Here is a 19,900-nt window from a genome sequence, read left to right on the forward strand (position 1 = left end):
GACAGGCCGGACCGCACACTCGGGGCACAACTGGAGGTTGCCATGCGTCCACGTCCCGCTCGTCTCTTCCTCACCGCCGTTCTCTGTTTGGCCCCCGCGCTCCTGCCCGCCCAGGCCCGCACCCTGGCCGAGGTGAGGGCCAGCGGCGCCCTGAACATCGCCACGAGCGCCGACTTCGAGCCGTTCAACTACATGAGAGGCGGCTCGCCCGCCGGGTTCGAGGTCGACCTGGGCGGGGCGGTCGCCCGCAAACTCGGCCTGCGCGCGCAGTGGGTGGTGCGGCCCTTCGACGGGTTGCTGCGCGACCTGGCCGGGCGCCCGCAGGAGATCGACCTCGTGATCGCCTCGCACGCGATCACCAGCACGCGGCTCCAGAGCGCGGACTTCAGCACGCCCCACTACTGCACCGGCGGCGTGATCCTGACCCGCCAGGGCGGCCCGCTGACGACCCGGGCGCTGGCGGGCCGGAACCTGGGGGCCGAGGCGGGCAGCACCTACTTCGGCTTCCTGCGCAAGCTCCCCTTCCAGAAGAGCGTGCAGGTGTACGGCAGCTCCCAGGCGGCCATTCAGGCGGTCGCCACCGGCCAGGTGGACGCCATCGCCACCGACCGCTTCGCCGCGCTGGACGCGCTGAAGACCTACTCCAAGGCGAAGCTCGTCGTCGGGGACACGCTCTGGAAGGAGCAGATCGGCATGGCCTTTGCCAAGGGAAACACCGAACTGCGGCAGGCGGTGAACGGCGCCCTGAAACAGCTCGTGCAGGACGGGAGCTACCTGAAACTCAGCCAGAAGTACTTCGGGCAGAATATCGGCTGCTGACCCCGGGGGCGGGGACAACGCGAAAGGGTCGGGGAAACGTTCCCCCGACCCCTTGCTTTCCTCATCCCCCCCTCCGCCACTTCCCCTTGCTGCGGTTCCCCGGCTTGTTCCCCGGTGTCGCCGTGCGCGTCCTGATCTGCTCGTCGTCGTAGCGGAGCATGACGGCCAGCCGGGCGCGGGAGATGATGTGATGCGGGTGCTTGGGCACGAAGGCGGTCACCACGTCGAGATACCCGTCCGGCCCGTGCTCGACGACCACGTGGAGCGGCAGCGCGACCCCGCACGACTCGAAGAAGCCGCACACCAGCCAGCGGCGGTCCTCGGGGTAGACGGCCCGCACGCGCCCGGCGACGAGCACCTGGATGATGTCGTGTTCCAGAAAGCCCTCGGCGCGGGCGTGGCCGATGGCGTGGGGGCAGAGGTGATACTTGCCGTCGTACACGGCGTCGCGCAGCCGGGCGTGGGCGCGGGCGAGCGTGTGGTCGGTGGTGTCCACGCCCGCCAGGTCGGCCTCGCGCTGGGGCCCCACGGGCTTGGGCTGTAAATTTGCGGGCCGCGCCGGGGGCGGGGTGGGGGCGCGGCGGGCCTCCTTCTCCGCGCGGGCGAGCTGGGCGCGCAGGGCCAGCAGGTCGGTGCCGGTCTGCGGGTCGCGGCGCCTGCGGGGCGGGGTGGTGGTGCTGGACGTGGCTGCTTTCGTCACGGCGGGCCTCCCATCGGCGGCCTTCCCGCTCCCTCTTCCGTCTCGGGGAGGGCTTCGGTGCGCGCGCCTCCCTTCTCCAAAAAAGAAAAGGCCCCTCAAACACAGCGTTGTGTTCGTGGGGAGGAAGGCGTCGTACCCTGTTCAGGGCATACGGGGAGTGTACCACGGGCAGCTCAAGCATGACGTGACGTGCGGAACAGACGCGCGCCTCTCCTCCTTTCTAGGCTGGGGCAGCGTTTTCACCCGTCCAGAGCTTCTTCGCCCAGGAGGTGCCCGCCATGATCCGCCCGATGCAAGCGACCGATGCGCCCGACGTTCTCGCCCTGCTCAACTGGATGGACGACGCCCCCGAGCGCGAGGTGTTCGCCCCCGACGCCCGCGAGGCCGCCGAGCTGCGCGGCGAGTGCGAGGACCGCGTCTGCCTCGTCGCCGAGGACGTGGAGGGCACCGTGCAGGCCTACTGCGGCCTGGCCCCCTTCCGCGACGGGCTGGCGCTGGAGGGGCCGCTGGGCACGGGCGACCTGCACGCCCTGCTCGCCCGCGCCATCGAGCGGTCGGAAGGCCTGCCGGTCTACGCTTTCAGCGCGCGGGACAACCTCGCCGTGCGGGAGGCGCTGGAGGCGGCCGGATTCACGCCCATGCACACCACCGATTTCTACACCGCGCCCGTGTCGAACCTGGCCCGTCACGCCCGGGTCCCGGCCGGATACACGACGGTGGACCACCTCCCGCCCGAGCAGTACCGCGCCCTGTACCGCGCCTCCGAGGACGGCTGGGCCGAGCGCCTGGAGTGGACGGACCTGGAGATCGAGGCGCACTTCGCCCGGGACGACGTGCGCCTGGTGGCCCTCTTGCGAGGCGGGCGACCCGTGGGCTTTGCCGAGCTGGAGCTGGACGCCGAGGCCGCCCGCGCCGACCTGACCTACCTGGCCGTCCACCCCGCCGAGCGCGGGCAGGGGCTGGGCCGCGTCCTGCTCGCCCTCGCCGCCGCCGAGGTCGCCGCCTACCCCGAGATCCGCAAGCTGCGCACCCGCGCCCACGACCACGCCCACGCCGCCCGCGCGCTGTACGCCCACGCGGGCCTGATCCACTGCCGCTCGGTCGTCACCTACCTGCGCGACGACACGGAAGGGGAGGCGTAGGGAAGGAGGGGGCACAATCCCCCCTTCCTGACCGCGTTAGCCTCGCGGCATGGGCAAACGCGACCGGAATGCTGTTCGCACCGCTTACGTGACGCTGCGCGACCTGCCCGGCACGCGCGTCATGTTCTGGGTGGTGGACGAGTGCCCCTACTGCGGCGAGCGGCACTTCCACCCCGCCGGAAACCTGCGAACCGCCGACCCGAGCGAGAAACTGGGCGAGCAGCCCGCCGCGTGCGACCCCACGCGCACCTACGAACTGCTCCTCCCCCCACGCCCGAAAAAGAAGACCGGGAAACCTGAGCGCCGCAAGGAACGTCGTCTGGGTAAACTCGACGATCTAGACGACGAGAAGTGGTAGGCGGGGTGGAAGGCTTGCCGGAACTGACCCGGTAGAGGGGCGACGTGATGCGCGCAGGGTTTTCAAGCGGAAGAGAATGTCGTGCGGGACGTTAGAAAAGCTCCTCCCCCTTGAGGGGGGAGGTTGGGACTTGTAAAGCTGCGGAGCAGAGGGGGTGAGCGGTCACGCCCCGCGGCGCCATCAGCGGATGAGGCAAGCCATCTTGCAGGCACTCAGGCGGGTCACACGCCCTCTCACCCCGACCCTCTCCCGCAATGGGAGAGGGAGCAGGTCAGGCTACCCACCAGTCTTCCCCGTATCGCGCCAGGCCGAGTTTGCGGGCTACTGCCTGCGACGCCAAGTTCCCCCATTGCGTGCTGTAGAGCGGCAGGCGTCCGACACTCCGCATGGCCGCCGCCCATCCCGCCACCGCTGCTCCCGCGTGCCCCCGTCCCCGGAACGCCTCCGTTGTCTCCACCCCCGCCTCTGCCGCGTCCTGAGTGAGCCGGGCGCAGAAGCAGATAGACACCGCGCTCCCCTGCTCGACCGCCGCCGCGATGGGTGCAAAGCGGAAGCCAGCGCGTGACGTGATCTTCCAGGGAAAGTGCGCTTCAAGAAGGTGGGCGTTCTTCCCGGAGATCAGGACGACGTGTTCAGGGACCGGAACGCCGTCGGGAATTTGGTAGGCCGGTCCCCGCTCCTCGGCGGTGATCGGCGCGTGGGAGGTGAGAACTTCCCGGATGGCTTCTGCCTTTCGCGGCTCGTCCGCAGCCGCCGTGTAGCCGGGCAGGACGGGTTCGGCGCCGCACAGGTCCTCCAGTTCCCGCACCAGATCAGCGGTCAGGTCGTGCCGGAAGCGCCAGACGTTGCCCTCCGGCGTTCGCCCCATAAAGAAGCGGGGGGCGGGGTCGAGTTCGTTTTCCTCGTAGCCCGGTTCACGGATGAAGCGCAGCCGCCCGGCGGAGTCCGATACGAACAGGGCGGAGGTCTGGAGTTCCATCAACTCGCGGTCGGAGGGCACGCCAACCATCATGCCCCTGCCGTCAATGCTGGTGGTCGCCCCCCATGTCCATGCCGTCCATATTCATCTGGTCACCGTTCGTTCCACCGGGAGGGGGGAGTGGTTGAGCCCCCCGGCCCTTCAGCAGGTCCGTCATCAGCCGGATTTCGCCGCCCTGCGTCGCCTGAATCTGCTGGGCGAGGGTCCGTACCTCCGGCCTCACCCCATTCCCCAGGGCGGGGTTGACCATCGCCAGCGCGCCCTGGTGGTGGCGGATCATCAGTTGCAGAAAGAGGCGCTCGGCATTATTCACGGGCAGAGTGTCCAGGCGGTTCAGCTCCTCGGGAGTCGCCATGCCCATCATGCGGGCGTGCCCCTCGGTCATGCCCTGGCCGCCCCACGGGAGGCCCCACAGCGTCAGCCACCCGCGCATCTGCCCGATCTGCTCCTGTTGCGAGAGCATGATGTCGAGCGCCAGCGACCGGAGGGTGCGGTCCTGGCTGCGGTCGCGGATGCGGGTCGCCATGTCGATGGCCTGGGCGTGGTGCTGGATCATCTCGCGTACGAAGCGCACCTCAGTGCTGCCCTCACGCGGGGTGGCGGCGCGGGGCGCCAGCACCAGGGCCAGGGCGATCAGGGCCGCGAGGGCCAGCGCGGCGGCGGCGAGGAGGCCGGGGCGGCGGGTCATGGGCGGAGTATAGGAGGGGCGCATGAGGCGGCTACACTGGAGCCCGTGACCGGTCAGGTGGACACCTCGCGCCTGCTGGGGCTCAATGCCCTGCGGGACGCGCTGCTCGCCACCTGGCGCGACGTGCAGCGGGTGGTGGCCGAGTACGGCCCCGACGTGCTCCTCGCCGCCGGGCTGACCCTGCTGTACGCGCTGCTGTTCGTGGTCGTGTCGCGGCTCGCCTTCCGGCTGCTCGCGCGCTTCCACCTCGTCGCGTACCCCATCGCCCGGCGGGTGCTGCGCACCGTCCTGCGCCTGACCTTCCTGCTGCTCGTGCTGCTGTCGGTCACGGCGCTGTTCCCCGGCCTGGAGGTCTGGAGCGCCCCCATCTTCCGGGTGTACCTGCTGCTGCTCGTCCTGTACGTGGGCTGGGGGGTAATCCGGCACTTCCTGCACCTCCAGGCCGAGCGGTGGGAACTGGACGCCAGCCTCCGGCTCCTCCTCCAGAACACCGCGCGGGCGGTCTGGACGTTGCTGGGCCTCTACCTCGTCTTCGCGCAGTTCGGGGTGGACCTGCTCCCGATTCTGGGCGGGCTGGGCGTGGTGGGGCTGGCGGTGGGCTTCGCCGCGCAGGACATCCTCGCCAACCTGATCAGCGGGGTCACGCTGCTGCTCGACCGCCCCTTCCGCATCGGTGACTGGATTCGCACCGAGTCGCACGAGGGCCAGGTCACCCGCCTGACATTGCGCACCACCCACCTGCGCACCCGCGACAACGAGGACGTGAGCATCCCCAACAAGGAGGTCGCCGGGGCCGTCGTCGAGAACCTCACCGTGGGGGGCAAGCTGCGGCTCAACGTGAATATCGGCCTGGCCTACCGCGAACACGTGGGCCGCGCCCGTGACCTCCTGCTGCCCGTGTTGTCGGGCTTTCCCGGCGTGCTCGCCGACCCCGCCCCGCAGGTCCTGGTCGAGGAGCTGGAGGAGAGCCGCGTGCGGCTCCTGCTGCGCTTCTGGGTCGGGGCGGAGGGGGTGCAGAGCTATCCCGTCACCCGCATGAAGGTGCTGGAGGCGGCCAAAGAGGCCTTGCAGGCGGCGGGGCTGGAGGTGCCCTTCCCCCGGGTGCGGGTTCACCTGGACGGCCCGCCCCCCGAGCGCCGTGAGGACCGTGCGGACGCCTGAACCCTGGCGGGGAATCGGGACGGGCGCGGCCAGAGGAGCCGCCCTCGCCGCGTACCTGGGGGAGGTCCGCGCGACGGTGCCGCTGCTGCTCACCCTGATCGTGGCCGGGGGCGTGGCGGGGGCGTTCGTCTGGCCGCGCCGGGTGCTGAAGGTGGGGTCCGCTCTCCTGGCCCTGCTCCTCGCCCTGTGCCTGCTCACGCCCGTGCTGCGCGGCCCGCTGGCGGCGCTGACTCTGGCGCAGCCGCCTGTCCGCGCGGACGCCATCGTGGTCCTCGGGGGTGGGGTGCAGTGCGGCACGCGCGCCCTGGAGTCGAGCAGCCTCGCGCGGCTGGTGCGGGGGCTGGAGCTGTGGCGGGCCGGGTACGCCCCCGTCCTCACCGTCTCCGAGCAGTCGGGAGTTCTCGGCCCGGCGGGCTGCGCGAAGATGAGCGAGCTGGAGCGGGCGCAGATCAAAGCCCTCTACCCTGTGGGCGGCCCCCAGATTCTCACCCTCCGCCAGGTCACCACCACCCGTGATGAGGCCGCCCGGGTGCGCGACCTGGCCCGGCAGCGGGGCTGGCGGCGGGTCCTCCTCGTCACGTCCCCCAGCCACTCGCGCCGCGCCGCCCGCCTCTTCGCCGAGCAGGGCGTGAACGTGGTCAGCGTGCCCGCCGGGGAGACGCGCTACGACGCCACCCTGCCCCTCCCGGTCGACCGACTCGCGGCCCTGCGGACCCTGGTGTACGAGGGGCTGTCGCGGGTGAAAGCGTGGGCTGGGGGAAGGCCACAGCGGTGAGCGCTGAAGATCGAGTCTCCTCGCCACAAACCCCCCGGCCTTCTTCCCCTACACTGCCCGGCGATGAGCGGCACAGAGGCGACAATCACAGTGATCGGCGCGGGCCTGGCGGGGTCGGAGGCGGCGCTCGCGGCGGCCCGCCTGGGGGTGCGGGTGCGCCTGCACGAGATGCGCCCGGTGAAGATGACCCCGGCGCACCGGACCGGGAACTTCGCCGAACTCGTCTGCTCGACCTCCCTCGGCGGTGAGGGCGAGTTGCAGGCCAAGGGGCTCCTCCAGGCCGAACTCCGCAGTGTGGGCGGGGCCATCGTGAGTGCGGCGGATGAGAGCCGCGTTCCGGCGGGCAACGCCCTGGCGGTCGACCGCGACGAGTTCAGCGCCCGCGTGACCCGGCTCGTGCGCGAGCACCCCCTGATCGAGGTGGTGCCCGGCGAGGTGGGGGCCGTGCCGGAGGGCATTGCCGTGATCGCCACCGGCCCGCTGACCACAGGCGCCCTGGCCGCCGATCTTATGCGCCTCACCGGGAGCGAGCGCCTGAGCTTCTACGACGCCGCCGCGCCCGTGATCGCGTTCGAGAGCATCAACCTGGAGGTCGCCTGGCGGGCCGGGCGGTACGACCAGAGCGCGGATTACATCAACTGCCCCTTCACCAAAGAGGAGTATCTGCGCTTTTTCGAGGCGCTGGAGCAGGCCCGCTCCCACACCCCGCACGACTGGGAGAAGCTCGACTTCTTCGAGGGCTGCATGCCCATCGAGGAGATCGCCCGGCGCGGCGTGGACACTCCCCGCTTTGGCCCAATGTCGCCCAAGGGCCTGGACGATCCCCGCACCGGGCGCTGGCCCTACGCGGTCGCCCAACTGCGCCAGGAGGACAAAGAAGGCCGCATGTGGTCCCTCGTCGGTTTCCAGACGGGGCTGAAGTGGGGGGACCAGAAGGCGGTGGTGCAACTGATTCCCGGACTGGAGAACGCCGAGATCGTCCGCTACGGGGTGATGCACCGCAACACGTACCTGAACGCGCCGGAGGTGCTGGACTCGACGTTGCAACTCCGCGCAGACCCGACCAAATTCGTTGCGGGTGTCCTGGCGGGCACCGAGGGCTACCTGGAATCCGCCGCGACGGGCTGGCTGGCCGGAACGAACGCCGCCCGCCTCGCGCTGGGCCTCCCGCCGCTGACCCCGCCCGCCGAGTCCATGCTGGGCGGGCTGGTGCGCTACCTCGCCTCCGCCAACCCCAAGGGGTTCCAGCCCATGAACGTGAACTGGGCGCTCGTTCCCGAACTGCCCGCCCCTGAGCCGGGGCCCAATGGCAAGGTCCGCAAGCTGGGCAAGCGCGAGAAGCGCCCGGTGATGTTCCGCCGGGGCCTGAACGCCTTTGTGGATTGGGCGCGGGAGGAGGCGGGGCTGAGGGTGGCGGCGCTCCCTGTTCCCCCGGCGGAAGTCGCCGTGTCCACGGATTGATCTCTCTGGGGTAGCTGAAGCGGCGGCCTACCCCCGTTCAGGTGGCTTGCCCGGCGCCTGAGTAGAACGCATGGAAAGGGTCCCCAATAAGGGCCTCTTCCTGTGCGTGACGACGGGAAATACCTCTGCGGACCCTCTCCAATGAAGCTGGGTCGTCCACAGACTGGGAGAAGGACCTCCGCAACGCCCGGCTAGGTGGTCACCGGCCTGTTGCTCTCCCCGTGCCCGGCCTGGGCAGCGCGGCCTGGTAGTGGCTGCATCAACGTGACAAGTTGTAGCGGTGGAAGGCGAGAGTGAGTGAAGCTTCGAGCAACTCGTCGGATTTGGAGAACGAGAGGGACTTGCGGTCCAGACGACCCAGGCGTTGTCGGAGGGTGCAGTTGAGCCGCTCGACATGGTTGGTTTCCCCTCGGCGGGTCAGACGTTTAACGCCCAACAACGGTTCATCGTAGGCCCGCCAGAGATCCGTACAGAAGGTTGCTTTCAGACACTGTTCTGGGGAGAGGGGCAAGCAGTCCCACAGCGTAAAGGCAGTCTCTTCGCTCCGGTCACACAGGACCCAAGCCAGCACTCTCCGGGTGCGGCGCTCCAGGGCAAGCCACAACCACCTGGGCTGCTTTTTCTGGCCCACGAAGGTCCACAACTCATCCAGCTCGACGACTAGTTCTTCCGGAGGCGTGAGACAGACCGAAACGGTCTGTCTCACTTCGGCGGCCCCTTTTTTATCCACCGGATGACCGTGTTGCGGTGGACGCCAAAGACGCGCTGCACACCCCTCAGACTCATCCGGTCGTGGACGGCATCGAGAATTGGAGTGCGGGTGGCCTCACTGTGCGCCACAGGTTTGGCGTCTGGATGGAAGCGGCGACCACAGACCTTGCACAGGGAGGTCTGGGTGCCGTTTTTAGCCTTCCCGTTCTTGACGGTTTGAGCACTTCCGCATGCTGGGCACTCGGGCACCCCTACCCCTGTAGTACATCACGTCCCCGCAGCCACTACCTGGCTATGTAGAGCCGCCCGAACGTGTGCCGGAGCCGGTGCGGTCCTAGCGGCAGCACTTCGGCCCGCTCACCAATGCGGGTCAGGCAGTGCCATAGGTAGTCGGGGGTCATTTGAGTCCCGTAGCTGTTGTCCACGTTGTGAAAGAACCATGCGCTCTCTGGCTCTCGGTGGTGTTCCCAGCGGCGCAACGCCTTAAGCGTAGCGGCGCTGAATGGGACGGTGCGCTGCTCGCCGCCCTTGCCGTTCCAGACAAAGACCTCCCGCTGCTCCCAGTTCAGGTCCCCAGGGCGCAGTGAACACACTTCCTGGGCACGGAGGCCGGTGTCGAGGAGCAGGCTGACAAGGGCCTTGTCACGGGGATTGAGGCAGGAGCCCAGCACGGCGCGGCACTCGGCCTGAGTGAGCGGTTCCTTCTGGGTGCGCTGCTCCCGGGGCGGCTTGACGGTCTTGGGGTCGAAGGGGCTCAAGCCCTCGGCATAGGCGAAGGTGAACACGGCCCGCACGCCCCGCCAGACGGCCAGCACGCCGTTAGGGTTACAGGTCTGGCCCAGGTGGAGGAGGAAGGCTTGGCAGAGTTCCCGGGAGGGTGGGGCGCCCTCACTGTTGAACTTCTCCCAGGTGGCCCACTGCAAGCGGTAGTAACGGAGGGTCCGGGGGCGACACGTGGGGGCACGGTCGGCGAGGAACAGGGAGAAGACTTCGGGCCAGTTCTGGGCTTTGCTCTTGAACTTCCGCATGGCGGCCTTTCTGAGTGCGCGGCGCTCAGGTTCCCTCTACTCAGTCGGACGTACACGGGTACAGTCGGACGGTCACTGGAGGGCTGAAACGCACTCTTGAGGCGCAGCGGGCAAAAGGAAAAACCCCGTCCCAGAAGGCGGGGTTTGTCTTTCTGGCTCGGCAGGTTGGGGTCGAACCAACGACCGTCCGATTAACAGTCGGATGCTCTGCCACTGAGCTACTGCCGAATACCGGGTGGCGGGCCGTTTCCGGCGCGAGAGGGAGAGTAGCACGGGTTTCCAGGGTTTGCAAGCCCGGCGCTCAGGCCTGGGCGCCGCCCGGCATGATCGTCCCCGGATTCACGCCCAGGCGGTCGAGGGCGGCCTGCCAGCGCCCCTCCACCGGCACGTCCCAGATCAGCTCGGGCGTGTCCTGCTCCACCCACAGCCAGGTACCCTCGCGGGCCTCGTCCGTGAGTTGGGTGGGAGCCCAGCCCGTGTAACCCAGCAGCAGCATGAACTCCTGACCGGAGGCGGCGACGGCATGCAGCACGTCCAAGCTGCTTGTCACCAGCAATCCCGGCGCGAGGCGCATCTCGCCCTCCAGATTCAGGGGCGTGCGGTACAGGCACCAACCCACGCCGGGTTCCACCGGGCCGCCCGCCCAGACCGTTCCTGCCCCACCCCCGGTCAGATCGGGCAGCAGTTCGGCGACGCTCTGACTCAGCGGCGCTGTGACGAGCAGGCCCAACGCGCCGGTCTCGTCGTGTTCCAGCAGCAGGATCACGGCGTGCTCGAACAGGCTGCCGCGCAGGTGGGGGCTGGCGACCAGGAACGTCAGGGGCGCGGTCATACGGTCCCAGGATAGAGTGCCAGGCCGGGCAGGGCCGTTGAGGACCGCTTCACCGGAAGACGGGAACTCCCCCGTCACGCGGGGCGACGGGGGAGTCGGAAAGGGGAGAGGTCTTACGCGCTCGCGCCGGGGCTGCGGCGGCTCGTCTTGCGCGCTTTGGGAGGCGGAGCCGTCACACCGGTGGCCTCACGCGGGGTCTCCAGCGCCTTCAGGCCGCCCACCAGCGCCACGTCCAGCACCTCGTCCACCGTCTCGCAGGGGTGGAAGCGCATGGAGGACCGCAGGTGGAGGGGAATGTCCCGCAGGTCGGGCTCGTTCGCCTTGGGCATGATGATGTGCTTGATGCCCGCACGCCGGGCGCCCAGCACCTTCTCCTTCAGGCCGCCGATGGGCAGGTAGCGCCCGGTCAGCGTCATCTCGCCCGTCATCGCCACGTCGTGCCGGACGGGGATGCCGCTGAGGGCCGAGATCAGCGAGGTCGCCATCGCGCCGCCCGCGGAGGGGCCTTCCTTGGGGATCGCCCCGGCGGGCACGTGGATGTGGATTTCCGAGTTGTCGATCCGCTCGCGGTCGAGGTGGAAGCGCTCGGCATTGCTCTTGGCGTAGGTCAGGGCGGCGCGGGCCGACTCCTTCATCACGTCGCCGAGCTGGCCGGTCAGGACCAGGCCCTTGCCGGGCATCACCGAGGTCTCCACGAACAGGATGTCGCCGCCGACCGGCGTGTAGAACATGCCGGTGGACACGCCCACCTTGTCCTCCTGCCCCTCGGTCTCGGGCACGTAGCGCGCCTGGCCGAGGTAGCGGTCGAGTTCCTTGTCGGTGACCTTGGCGCGCTTGATCTCGCCGGTGGCGATGCGGCGGGCGACCTTGCGGGCCACGGTGCCGATCTCGCGTTCCAGGTTACGGACGCCCGCCTCGCGGGTGTAGTGGCTGATCAGCCGCTCCAGCGCCGCGTCGGTAAAGGCGATCTGGTTGGGCTTCAGGCCATTCGCCGTGACCTGGCGGGGCAGCAGGTAACGCTTGGCGATCTCCAGCTTCTCCTGCTCGATGTAGCTGGAGAAGTCGATGACCTCCATGCGGTCCATCAGCGCCGCCGGGATCTGCTCGGGGTAGTTCGCCGTGGCGATGAACATGACCTCGCTCAGGTCGAAGGCCACGCCCAGGTAGTGGTCGGTGAAGTGCTGGTTCTGCGCGGGGTCGAGGACCTCCAGCAGCGCCGCCGAGGGGTCGCCCTGGTAGCTGCTCCCGAGCTTGTCCACCTCGTCGAGCAGGATCACCGGGTTCTTGGTGCCCGCGGTGCGCATGCCCTGGATGATCCGGCCGGGCATCGCGCCGATGTAGGTGCGGCGGTGGCCGCGGATGTCCGACTCGTCACGGGCGCCGCCGAGGGCGATCCGCACGTACTTGCGGCCCAGCGCCTTGGCGATGCTCTGCGCGATAGAGGTCTTACCCACGCCGGGAGGGCCGGTGAACACCAGGATCGGGCCCTTGTTGACCTCGGAGGCGTCGATCTCGCCGCGCTCGGCCCGCTCCTTGCGCAACCGGCGCACGGCCAGGAACTCCAGCACGCGGTCCTTGACCTTCTCCAGGCCGTAGTGGTCCTCGTCGAGGATCTTGGCCGCCTCGGGCACGTCTAGGCGGTCGTCGCTGCGGACGTTCCAGGGCAGCTCGGTGATCCAGGTCAGGTAGGTGCGGATGACGGAAGCCTCGGCGGCGTCGGGGTGCATCCGGGCCAGGCGGTTCACCTCGCGGTCGATCTCCTTCTTGACCTCGGGGGACAGGCCCAGCGCGTCGATCTTGGCGCGGAAGGCCTCGGCCTCGTCGGCGTCCTCGCCGTCGTCGCCGCCCTGAAGTTCCTTCTGGATGACCTTCATCTGCTCGCGCAGGTAGTACTCGCGCTGGTTCTTGTCGATCTCTTCCTTGACCTGCGCGCGGATGCGGGCCTGCACCGCCTGCACTTCCTGCTCGGTGTCCAGCAGGGTCAGCACCCGGCGCACCCGGTCGGTCACGCGGGTGGCCTCCAGGATCGCCTGCTTGTCCTCCAGCTTGAAGTCGAGGTTGAAGGCGATGTGGTCGGCCATCTCGCCGGGGTCGTCCTTGCCCTGGATGGCCTGGACGCTCTCGGCGCTCACCTTACCGCCCTGGGCCACGATCTCGAACTTCTCGCGCAGCTCACGGCTCAGGGCCTGAAGCTCGACCGGGTCGCCCGGCTCGGAGGGCAGCGCCTGGATGTCGGCCTTGAGGTAATCGCCCCGGGTGTAGCGGGTCACGCGGGCGCGGGAGACGGCGGCGACCAGCATCTGCACGGTGCCGTCGGGGTTCTTGCGGACACGCAGCACGTTGCAGGCGGTGCCCACGTCGTACAGGTCGCTGCCCTGCGGGTCGTCCACGTCCTTGTCGCGCTGGGACACGATCAGGATGACCTTGTCCCCGGCCATCGCGGCCTCAATGGCGTTGATCGAGATGGCGCGGCTGGCGTCGATGTGCTGCACCATCGTCGGGTAAATTACGCTGCCCCGCACCGGGCACACGGGCACGCTGGCGGGCAGGCGGATGGGTTGGTTGTCGGTGGGCATGGAGGCTCCTTTCGCCCGAAGTGGTTCTGGGAAGGGGTCTCTGGTAAATCGAGTACCAGGAAACTTGAGTGCGACTATATCAACCTTTGGGGATTGAGGCAAGTCCGCACGCACGCTCCGCCACGTGGCCCAAGCACGTCTGCCACGCCAAAACCTTACGCCCCGCCGTCTGACACTACCCTCACGGGAGGCTGACGCAACGTTTAGCGTTGGAGGGGCGGTTTCCCAGCGGGCTGCCCCCATACTGACCCATGCCCCGCGTCCGCTTTCGGCTGTCCGCCCCGCCCCCCGTGCCGGGCGCCATTCTCTTCCTGACCGGCGACCACCGTGCCTGGAGCAGCGACCCGGAGGGATGGACCTTTCAGGACGGACCCGGCGGCCCCGAGCTGAGCGCCGAGTTTCCCGGGGGCGCGTTGCTGAACGTGAAGGTCCGCGCCCGGCACCCGGACGGCACCGTGACCGAGGAGGGCGACACCTGGGGAGGTCGTGCCCCCGCGCACCGGGCCGTGGTGCGTGGCGACGCGACCATTGACCTGCCCCTCGCCGGTTGGCAGGACGAGCGGGAGGGTCGGGACCGCCCCCGCCGTAGCGCCCCACCGCGCGAGACCCTCACGTTGACGGCCCCCTGGGGCGAGCAGGCCGTGCGGCTGTGGTGGCTGGAGAATCAGGACGGAGAGTTGCCCCTGCTGATCCTGCACGACGGGCAGAACGTGTTCGACGAGGGGCCGACCTTCGCGGGCGAGAGTTGGGACGCCGCCGGGGCCGCGCAGGTACTCGCGGATGAGGGCTTTCCCTGCCGCATCGCCGCCCTGCCGGTGAACCACGAGCGCAGCCGCCGCTACGTGCCCTACCCCTTTGAGCTGAACGGGCATAACTCCGGTGCCGATGAGTACGCCGACTGGATGAGGGACACGCTCCTCCCGCATCTGCATACGCAATTCGGGCCCGTGTCCCCCAGCCGGGTCGCTCTGGCTGGATCGTCCTTCGGGGGCCTGATCACCGCCTACGCGGGGCTGCGCGACCCCGGCACCTACGGCACGCTGGGCGTGTTCAGCCCCGCCGTCTGGCCCGCCGACTTCGCCTTCCTGCGCTGGCTGGAGGAGAGGAGCGACCCGCAGGCCCGCGTGTGGCTCGATATGGGGGACCACGAGGGGGACAGCCTGGAGGGCGCCGCCGAGATCGTGGCGCTCACCCGCGACCTCGCCGAGCGCCTGCGCCCGAGGGTGGCTGAGGTGCATTTCACCCTCGGCGAGGGCCACTGGCACGACGAGCCCGCCTGGCGTGCCCGCTTCCCCGACTTCCTGCGGTGGTGGCTGACGGGGCTGGAAGGTGCTAGGCCAGCAGGCTCCGCGCGATGATCAGCTTCTGAATCTCGCTGGTGCCCTCGTAGATCCGCAGCAGGCGCTGGTCGCGGTAGTACCGTTCCACGGGCGAGTCCTTCATGTAGCCCATGCCGCCCGCGACCTGCACGGCCTTGTCCGCGACCTGCGAGAGCATCTCGGTCGCGTGGTATTTCGCCACGCTCGCCATGCGGCGCACGTCCTGCCCCTGGTCCACCATCCAGGCGACCTTCTGCCACAGCAGTCGGCTGGTCTGGATGGCGACCTCCATCTCGGCCAGCATGAACTGCACCGCCTGAAACTCGGCGATGGGCTGCCCGAACTGCTCGCGGGTCTTGGCGTGGGCGATGGAGAGGTCGAGGAGCCGCTGCATCGCCCCCGTCGAGCGCGCGGCGATGCCCACCCGACCGTTCGTCAGGATGCCCAGCGCCTCGCGGTAGCCCAGGTGTTCGGGGCCGAGCAGGTTCTCAACCGGAATCTCGGCGTCCTCGAAGATCACCTCGGCGGAGAGCGCGCCCTTCTGCCCCATCTTCTCGTCGATCTTGCCGATCTTGACGCCGGGCGTTATCTGCGGCTCGACCAGGAAGGCGCTCATGCCACGCGTGCCCCTCGACGGGTCCGTGATGGCGATGACGGTCAGGAGGCCCGCGATGGGCGCGTTGGAGATGTAGTGCTTGGTGCCGTTCAGCACGTAGCAGTCGCCCCTCTTCTCTGCCCGGGTGCGGATGTTCGCCGCGTCTGACCCGCTGCTCGGCTCCGTGATGGCGAAGCCCGCGATGCACTCGCCGCTCGCCATGCGGGGCAGAAACCGCCGCTTCTGCTCCTCGGTCCCCAGCTTGACGAGCCCGCTCGTGCCGATGGAGGCGTGGGCGCTGATGACGCCGCCGAAGCCCATATGCCCCTGCCCCATCGCCTCGTACACGGCGCAGCGGCCCAGGGAGCCCAGCCCGACGCCGCCGTATTCCTCGGGAATGCTCAGGCCGAAGAGGCCGAGTTCGGCGGCCCCGCGCATCAGCTCGCCCGGCACCCGGTTCGTCTCCTCGATCTCGTGGGCGCGCGGCTCGACCACGTTCAGCATGAAGTCGCGGACAGTCGCCTGCACGTCCCGCAGGTCCTCGGGCAAGTTGAATTCCATGGTGGGGACAGGGTAGCGCCGAAACGGGGAGTGGTCAGTCGTGAGTGGGAAGTGGGAAAGGCTGTAGCCCACTCACCACTTCCCACAGGCCACTCACGGCGCCCCCGGCGCCTCATTGCCTCATTGACACCCCGCCCGACCCCATCTAAGATGTGTGGGCCTGCGAAGGCGTGTGTGGTGGGTTTAGCTCAGTCGGTTAGAGCGCCGCTCTGTGGAAGCGGAGGCCGTGGGTTCAAATCCCATAACCCACCCCAGGTTCCCGGCCTGCCGCGGTCAGTGGCAGCCGGGTCTTTCTTTTGAACACAGGATGCGGGGATGGCGGAACTGGTAGACGCACCAGACTTAGGATCTGGTTCCCGTAGGGAGTGAGGGTTCAAGTCCCTTTCCTCGCACCAAGAGAGCTGCCCGGCACGCGGCCCCCGGACCCCCGGCGGGCCGCTTTGCCTGGTCCTGTCGCGCGAGGGGCGCCCGAGGCACTATGATACGCGGCGGCATGTCGCGCGCCCGGGACCCCAGCGCAGGCGGCACAGGCACACAGAACAACACCGCTCCCCGCAGGCGGGTGACCGCGCGGGCGGAAGACGGGGCGGCAGGATGGGAGACGTATGGCAGAGCTGATCAGTCGTGAAGGCAACAAGGTGCAATTCCGGGTCGCGGTGCCCGCCGCCGAGGTGAACCGCGCCTACGAACAGGTGTGGGCGGGCCTCGCCCGTGACGTGCGCGTGCCCGGCTTCCGGCCCGGCAAGGCGCCGCGCAAGGTCCTAGAGGGCCGCGTGGGCAAGGGCTACGTGGAGAACGAGGTCCGCGACCGCCTCCTCCAGGCACACTACCCCCAGGCCGTGCGCGAGCTGAAGCTCAGCCTGGTGGACGCGCAGATCGAGCCCGGCAGCCTGGCCAGCGGTCAGAGCTTCGACTTCACCGTGCGGGGGGAGACGTACCCCGAGGTCACGTTGGGCGACTGGCGCGGCGCGCAGCTCACCGCCGCCGCCCCCGAGATCACCGACGAGGTGCTGGAACGGACCCTCTCCGACCTCCAGGAGCGCAACGCGACCTTCCAGACGGTGGAGCGCCCCATCGAGGCGACCGACCAGGTCACCATCGAGGAACTCGGCGAGGAGGGCGGCTCCTACCCGGTGTACCTCGACGTGGCCGAGCCCCACGTCCGCGACGCCCTGATCGGCAAGAACGTGGGCGACGAGGTCGAGATCACCGTGCCCGCCCACCAGCACGGCGATCACGAGCACCCCGCGCACACCGTCCGGGTGCGGGTGCAGGGCGTGCAGACCAAGCAGCTTCAGGAGCTGAACGACGAGTTCGCCAAGAGCCTGAACTTCGACAGCCTCGACCGTCTGCGGACCGAGCTGCGCGCCGAGCTGGAGCGCCGCGCCCGCCAGGAGGGCGACGCCGCCCGCCGCGAGGAGTTCATCAACCACCTCGTGGACGGGATGCAGGCGGACATTCCCCAGGCGCTCCTCGACCGCCGCCGCGAGGCGATGCTGGAGGAGATCCGCGACGACCTGGGCCGCCAGGGCGTGAAGTGGGGCGAGTACGAGGGCTTCATGCGCGAGCAGGGCAAGCTGGACGAGTTCATGGCCGACCTGGCGAAGAACGCTGAGAGCCGCGTGAAGCGCGACCTGGCCCTCGAAAAGCTCGCCGAGGACCTGGGCGTGCGCGTCAGCGACGCCGAGTTCAACCAGACCATGAACGCCCTGGCCCAGGCCAACAGCCTGACCCCCCAGCAGCTCCAGAGCCAGCTCGGGCCGGAGGGGCTGAACTCCTACTACATCAGCCTGACCCGGGAAAAGGCGCTCCAGCAGGCGCTCACGCAGCTTGGCGGCGCGGGGCAGACGCAGGCGACCCCGGCGCAGACCCAGCAGGACGGCGTGGCGCAGGCGGACGACGGGCAGGAAACCGCTGAGGCCGCTCAGGACGGCGTAACCACCGACGGGGAGGCGACCGCGGACGGCACGACGACCGAGCCGAGCGTGAGTGCCCAGCAGGCCGAGGCGGGCGCCGAAGCCTCCACCAGCCAACCCGAGACCCAGACGGGCGAACAGGCCGGGGAGCGGAACGCGGAGTAATCCATTCTGGGCAAGGGGGCGTGTCCTGCGGGACGCGCCTTTTTTCTTTGGGCGTTCGGGGCCGTCTATCCAGCTTGAACCACGTCCCCAGATTCCTTGAACGGCTGTTCAAGGAATGCTAGCGTTCGCCCATGACTTCCTCCCCGACCCTCCCTAGGCCCAGCCTCGGCATCACGGCGCTGGGCACGTATGCCCCGCCGCGCGTGGTCACGAACGCCGACTTCGAGGCGCGGATGGACACCAGCGCCGAGTGGATCGAGAGCCGCACGGGTATCCGCGAGCGCCGCTTCGCCGCGCCGGACGAGTACACCTCGGATATGGGGGTGCGGGCGGTGCAGGACCTCCTCGACCGCGACCCGGACGCGCTGCGGGACGTGGACCTGGTGATCTGCGCGACCGCCACGCCCGACGCCCTGTTTCCCTCCACCGCCGCGCTGATCGCCGGGCAGGTGGGGCTGACGGGGGCGGGGGCCTTCGACCTCTCGACCGCTTGCAGCGGCTTCGTGTACGCGCTGAGCATGGCGCAGGGCCTGATTCTGGGCGGCACCGCCCAGCGGGTGCTTGTCGTCGGCGCGGAGGTCCTCTCGCAGCTTGTCGATCAGGACGACCGCGGCACCGCGATCCTGTTTGGGGACGGCGCGGGCGCGGCGGTCGTCGGCCCGGTGCCGGGGGGCTACGGCTTTCAGGACTTCGTGCTGGGCGCGGACAGCGCGGGTGGCCCCAGCCTCTATGCCCGCTGCATGGCGGATCGCCTCCCCGGCGGCTTCTCCATGGGCGACCGGGTGGGCATGAACGGCCGCGAGGTGTTCAAGTTCGCCGTCCGCGTGCTGGGGGACAGTGGCCGTCAGGTCCTCGCCAAGAGCGGATTGAACAGCGGTGATGTGGACTGGGTCATCCCCCACCAGGCGAACATCCGCATCATCGAGGCGGCCAACGAACGCTTCGGCGTCCCCATGAGCAAGACGGTCGTGAACCTGGACCGCTACGGCAACACGTCGAGCGCCTCTGTGCCCCTCGCGCTGCGTGAGGCGGTGGACGACGGGCGGGTGCGCGAGGGCCAACAGCTTCTCCTCGTCGCCTTCGGCGGCGGCCTGAGCTGGGGCTCGTGCACGATGAAGTGGTGGGGCGGGGCGCCCAGCCTGAGGGCGCTGGCGCAGCGGGCCGAGGTGACGGCGTGAGCCGTGCTCCTTTGAGAGTGGCCGCGCTGTTTCCCGGGCAGGGCTCTCACGCCGTGGGGATGGGCGCCGATCTGACCGCCGCTTTCCCCGAAGCCGAGGCCGTTTACGCGGAGGCGGAGGCCACCCTCCCCGGCCTGCGCGCCCTGGTTGAAGAGGGGCCGCTCGAAGCCCTGACCCTCACCGCGAATCAGCAGCCCGCGCTCGTCGCCGCGTCGGTGGCCGCGTACCGGGCGTGGCAGGCCCAGACGGGACTGACGCCTGCCTTCGCCGCCGGGCACTCGCTGGGGGAGTATTCGGCGCTCGTGGCGGCTGGGGCGCTCGATCTCGCAGACGCCCTCCGTCTGACCCGCAGGCGCGGTGAGCTGATGCAGGAGGCCGTGCCCGTGGGTGTCGGGGCCATGAGCGCCGTGATGGGCGACCCCGACGTGGTGCGCGAGGTCTGCGGGGCGGTGGGGGGCATCGTGCAGCCCGCCAACTTCAACGCGCCGACCCAGACGGTGATCTCCGGGGAGAAAGCCGCTGTGGACGCCGCCGCCGCCGAACTCAAGGGGCGTGGCCTCAAAGTTATCCCCCTCAAGGTCAGCGCCCCCTTCCACTGCGCCCTGATGCAGCCCGCGCAAGACGCCCTGATGCCTGACCTCCAGGCCACCTCTTTCGCCCCGTTCGCCTTTCCCGTCTACGCCAACGTGACGGCGGAGGCGAACAGTGATCCCGGGACCCTGCCCGACCTGCTCGCGCGGCAGATCACGGGAAGCGTGCGGTGGGTGGAGACGATCCGGGCGCTGGCCGACGCTGGTGCTGAGGTCTTCATCGAGTTCGGCCCCGGGACGGTGCTGACCGGGCTGGTGAAGCGCATCCTGCCCGAGGCCCGGACGCTGAACGTGGGGACGGCGGAGCAAGTCCGCGCCTTCGAGCGATGACGGGCCAGCCTTATTC

General features: G+C 69.4%; 18 protein-coding genes and 3 tRNA genes. 12 read left to right on the top strand and 9 right to left on the bottom strand.

Features of this window, described 5'->3' with window-relative positions; all coding sequences use genetic code 11:
• Positions 1-42 precede the first annotated feature (42 nt).
• Entirely contained in the window at positions 43-819 is a 777-nt protein-coding gene (locus DAERI_RS18210) for an ABC transporter substrate-binding protein (RefSeq protein WP_103130867.1), read from the top strand.
• Between the two features lie 61 nt (positions 820-880).
• On the opposite strand, the gene DAERI_RS18215 is transcribed toward DAERI_RS18210, so the two are convergent.
• Positions 881-1,519: a DUF4258 domain-containing protein gene (locus tag DAERI_RS18215; protein WP_103130868.1), complete on the bottom strand. Its 639-nt coding sequence runs from the start codon at positions 1,517-1,519 to the stop codon at positions 881-883.
• Between the two features lie 278 nt (positions 1,520-1,797).
• Here DAERI_RS18215 and DAERI_RS18220 point away from each other — a divergent pair, with 278 nt between their 5' ends.
• Positions 1,798-2,661, top strand: a complete 864-nt coding sequence (locus DAERI_RS18220) for a GNAT family N-acetyltransferase (protein ID WP_103130869.1) — start codon at positions 1,798-1,800, stop codon at positions 2,659-2,661.
• A gap of 49 nt (positions 2,662-2,710) precedes the next feature.
• A complete protein-coding gene (locus tag DAERI_RS18225) occupies positions 2,711-3,019 on the top strand; it encodes a hypothetical protein (protein ID WP_103130870.1) in 309 nt (102 codons plus the stop codon).
• 271 nt (positions 3,020-3,290) lie between these two features.
• On the opposite strand, the gene DAERI_RS18230 is transcribed toward DAERI_RS18225, so the two are convergent.
• Positions 3,291-4,028: a GNAT family N-acetyltransferase gene (locus DAERI_RS18230; RefSeq protein ID WP_235610457.1), complete on the bottom strand. Its 738-nt coding sequence runs from the start codon at positions 4,026-4,028 to the stop codon at positions 3,291-3,293.
• Positions 4,029-4,041: 13 nt separating this feature from the next.
• Entirely contained in the window at positions 4,042-4,686 is a 645-nt protein-coding gene (locus tag DAERI_RS18235; RefSeq protein ID WP_103130872.1) for a DUF305 domain-containing protein, read from the bottom strand.
• Between the two features lie 45 nt (positions 4,687-4,731).
• Here DAERI_RS18235 and DAERI_RS23170 point away from each other — a divergent pair, with 45 nt between their 5' ends.
• The 3 genes from DAERI_RS23170 to trmFO all read left to right on the top strand — a co-directional run bounded on the left by DAERI_RS23170 (position 4,732) and on the right by trmFO (position 8,083).
• On the top strand, positions 4,732-5,847 hold the full coding sequence (locus DAERI_RS23170; RefSeq protein ID WP_103130873.1) for a mechanosensitive ion channel family protein: 1,116 nt from the start codon (positions 4,732-4,734) through the stop codon (positions 5,845-5,847).
• On the top strand, positions 5,834-6,622 hold the full coding sequence (locus DAERI_RS18245) for a YdcF family protein (RefSeq protein WP_103130874.1): 789 nt from the start codon (positions 5,834-5,836) through the stop codon (positions 6,620-6,622). The genes DAERI_RS23170 and DAERI_RS18245 overlap by 14 nt, the downstream gene beginning before the upstream one ends.
• A gap of 63 nt (positions 6,623-6,685) precedes the next feature.
• Entirely contained in the window at positions 6,686-8,083 is a 1,398-nt protein-coding gene (gene trmFO / locus DAERI_RS18250) for a methylenetetrahydrofolate--tRNA-(uracil(54)-C(5))-methyltransferase (FADH(2)-oxidizing) TrmFO (protein WP_103130875.1), read from the top strand.
• Between the two features lie 259 nt (positions 8,084-8,342).
• On the opposite strand, the gene DAERI_RS18255 is transcribed toward trmFO, so the two are convergent.
• The 5 genes from DAERI_RS18255 to lon all read right to left on the bottom strand — a co-directional run bounded on the left by DAERI_RS18255 (position 8,343) and on the right by lon (position 13,230).
• Positions 8,343-9,043, bottom strand: a protein-coding gene (locus tag DAERI_RS18255; protein WP_103130876.1) for an IS1 family transposase whose coding sequence is annotated in 2 segments (ribosomal slippage) — positions 8,343-8,809 and positions 8,809-9,043 — 702 coding nt in all. Because the reading frame shifts where the segments join, the coding sequence is not laid out codon by codon here.
• A 35-nt stretch (positions 9,044-9,078) separates the two neighbouring features.
• Entirely contained in the window at positions 9,079-9,822 is a 744-nt protein-coding gene (locus DAERI_RS18260) for a tyrosine-type recombinase/integrase (RefSeq protein WP_103130877.1), read from the bottom strand.
• A gap of 153 nt (positions 9,823-9,975) precedes the next feature.
• Positions 9,976-10,050: transfer RNA gene (locus DAERI_RS18265), tRNA-Asn, on the bottom strand.
• 73 nt (positions 10,051-10,123) lie between these two features.
• Positions 10,124-10,654, bottom strand: coding sequence for a YqgE/AlgH family protein (locus DAERI_RS18270; RefSeq protein WP_103130878.1), 531 nt, complete (start codon positions 10,652-10,654; stop codon positions 10,124-10,126).
• Positions 10,655-10,767: 113 nt separating this feature from the next.
• Positions 10,768-13,230, bottom strand: coding sequence for an endopeptidase La (gene lon, locus DAERI_RS18275; protein WP_103130879.1), 2,463 nt, complete (start codon positions 13,228-13,230; stop codon positions 10,768-10,770).
• A 251-nt stretch (positions 13,231-13,481) separates the two neighbouring features.
• Between lon and DAERI_RS18280 the strand changes: the two genes are divergently transcribed.
• Entirely contained in the window at positions 13,482-14,588 is a 1,107-nt protein-coding gene (locus DAERI_RS18280) for an alpha/beta hydrolase (RefSeq protein ID WP_103130880.1), read from the top strand.
• Here DAERI_RS18280 and DAERI_RS18285 read toward each other — a convergent pair.
• Entirely contained in the window at positions 14,563-15,705 is a 1,143-nt protein-coding gene (locus DAERI_RS18285; RefSeq protein WP_103130881.1) for an acyl-CoA dehydrogenase family protein, read from the bottom strand. The genes DAERI_RS18280 and DAERI_RS18285 overlap by 26 nt on opposite strands.
• A gap of 177 nt (positions 15,706-15,882) precedes the next feature.
• Between DAERI_RS18285 and DAERI_RS18290 the strand changes: the two genes are divergently transcribed.
• From DAERI_RS18290 to fabD, 5 genes are all read left to right on the top strand, one after another.
• Positions 15,883-15,959, top strand: a tRNA-His gene (locus DAERI_RS18290).
• Between the two features lie 55 nt (positions 15,960-16,014).
• Positions 16,015-16,100, top strand: a tRNA-Leu gene (locus tag DAERI_RS18295).
• Between the two features lie 210 nt (positions 16,101-16,310).
• Entirely contained in the window at positions 16,311-17,786 is a 1,476-nt protein-coding gene (tig, locus tag DAERI_RS18300; protein WP_103130882.1) for a trigger factor, read from the top strand.
• Positions 17,787-17,917: 131 nt separating this feature from the next.
• On the top strand, positions 17,918-18,964 hold the full coding sequence (locus DAERI_RS18305) for a beta-ketoacyl-ACP synthase III (protein ID WP_103130883.1): 1,047 nt from the start codon (positions 17,918-17,920) through the stop codon (positions 18,962-18,964).
• A gap of 11 nt (positions 18,965-18,975) precedes the next feature.
• Positions 18,976-19,884, top strand: a complete 909-nt coding sequence (fabD, locus tag DAERI_RS18310) for an ACP S-malonyltransferase (protein ID WP_103130884.1) — start codon at positions 18,976-18,978, stop codon at positions 19,882-19,884.
• Positions 19,885-19,900 lie beyond the last annotated feature (16 nt).

This window comes from Deinococcus aerius (assembly GCF_002897375.1).
Lineage (GTDB): Bacteria > Deinococcota > Deinococci > Deinococcales > Deinococcaceae > Deinococcus > Deinococcus aerius.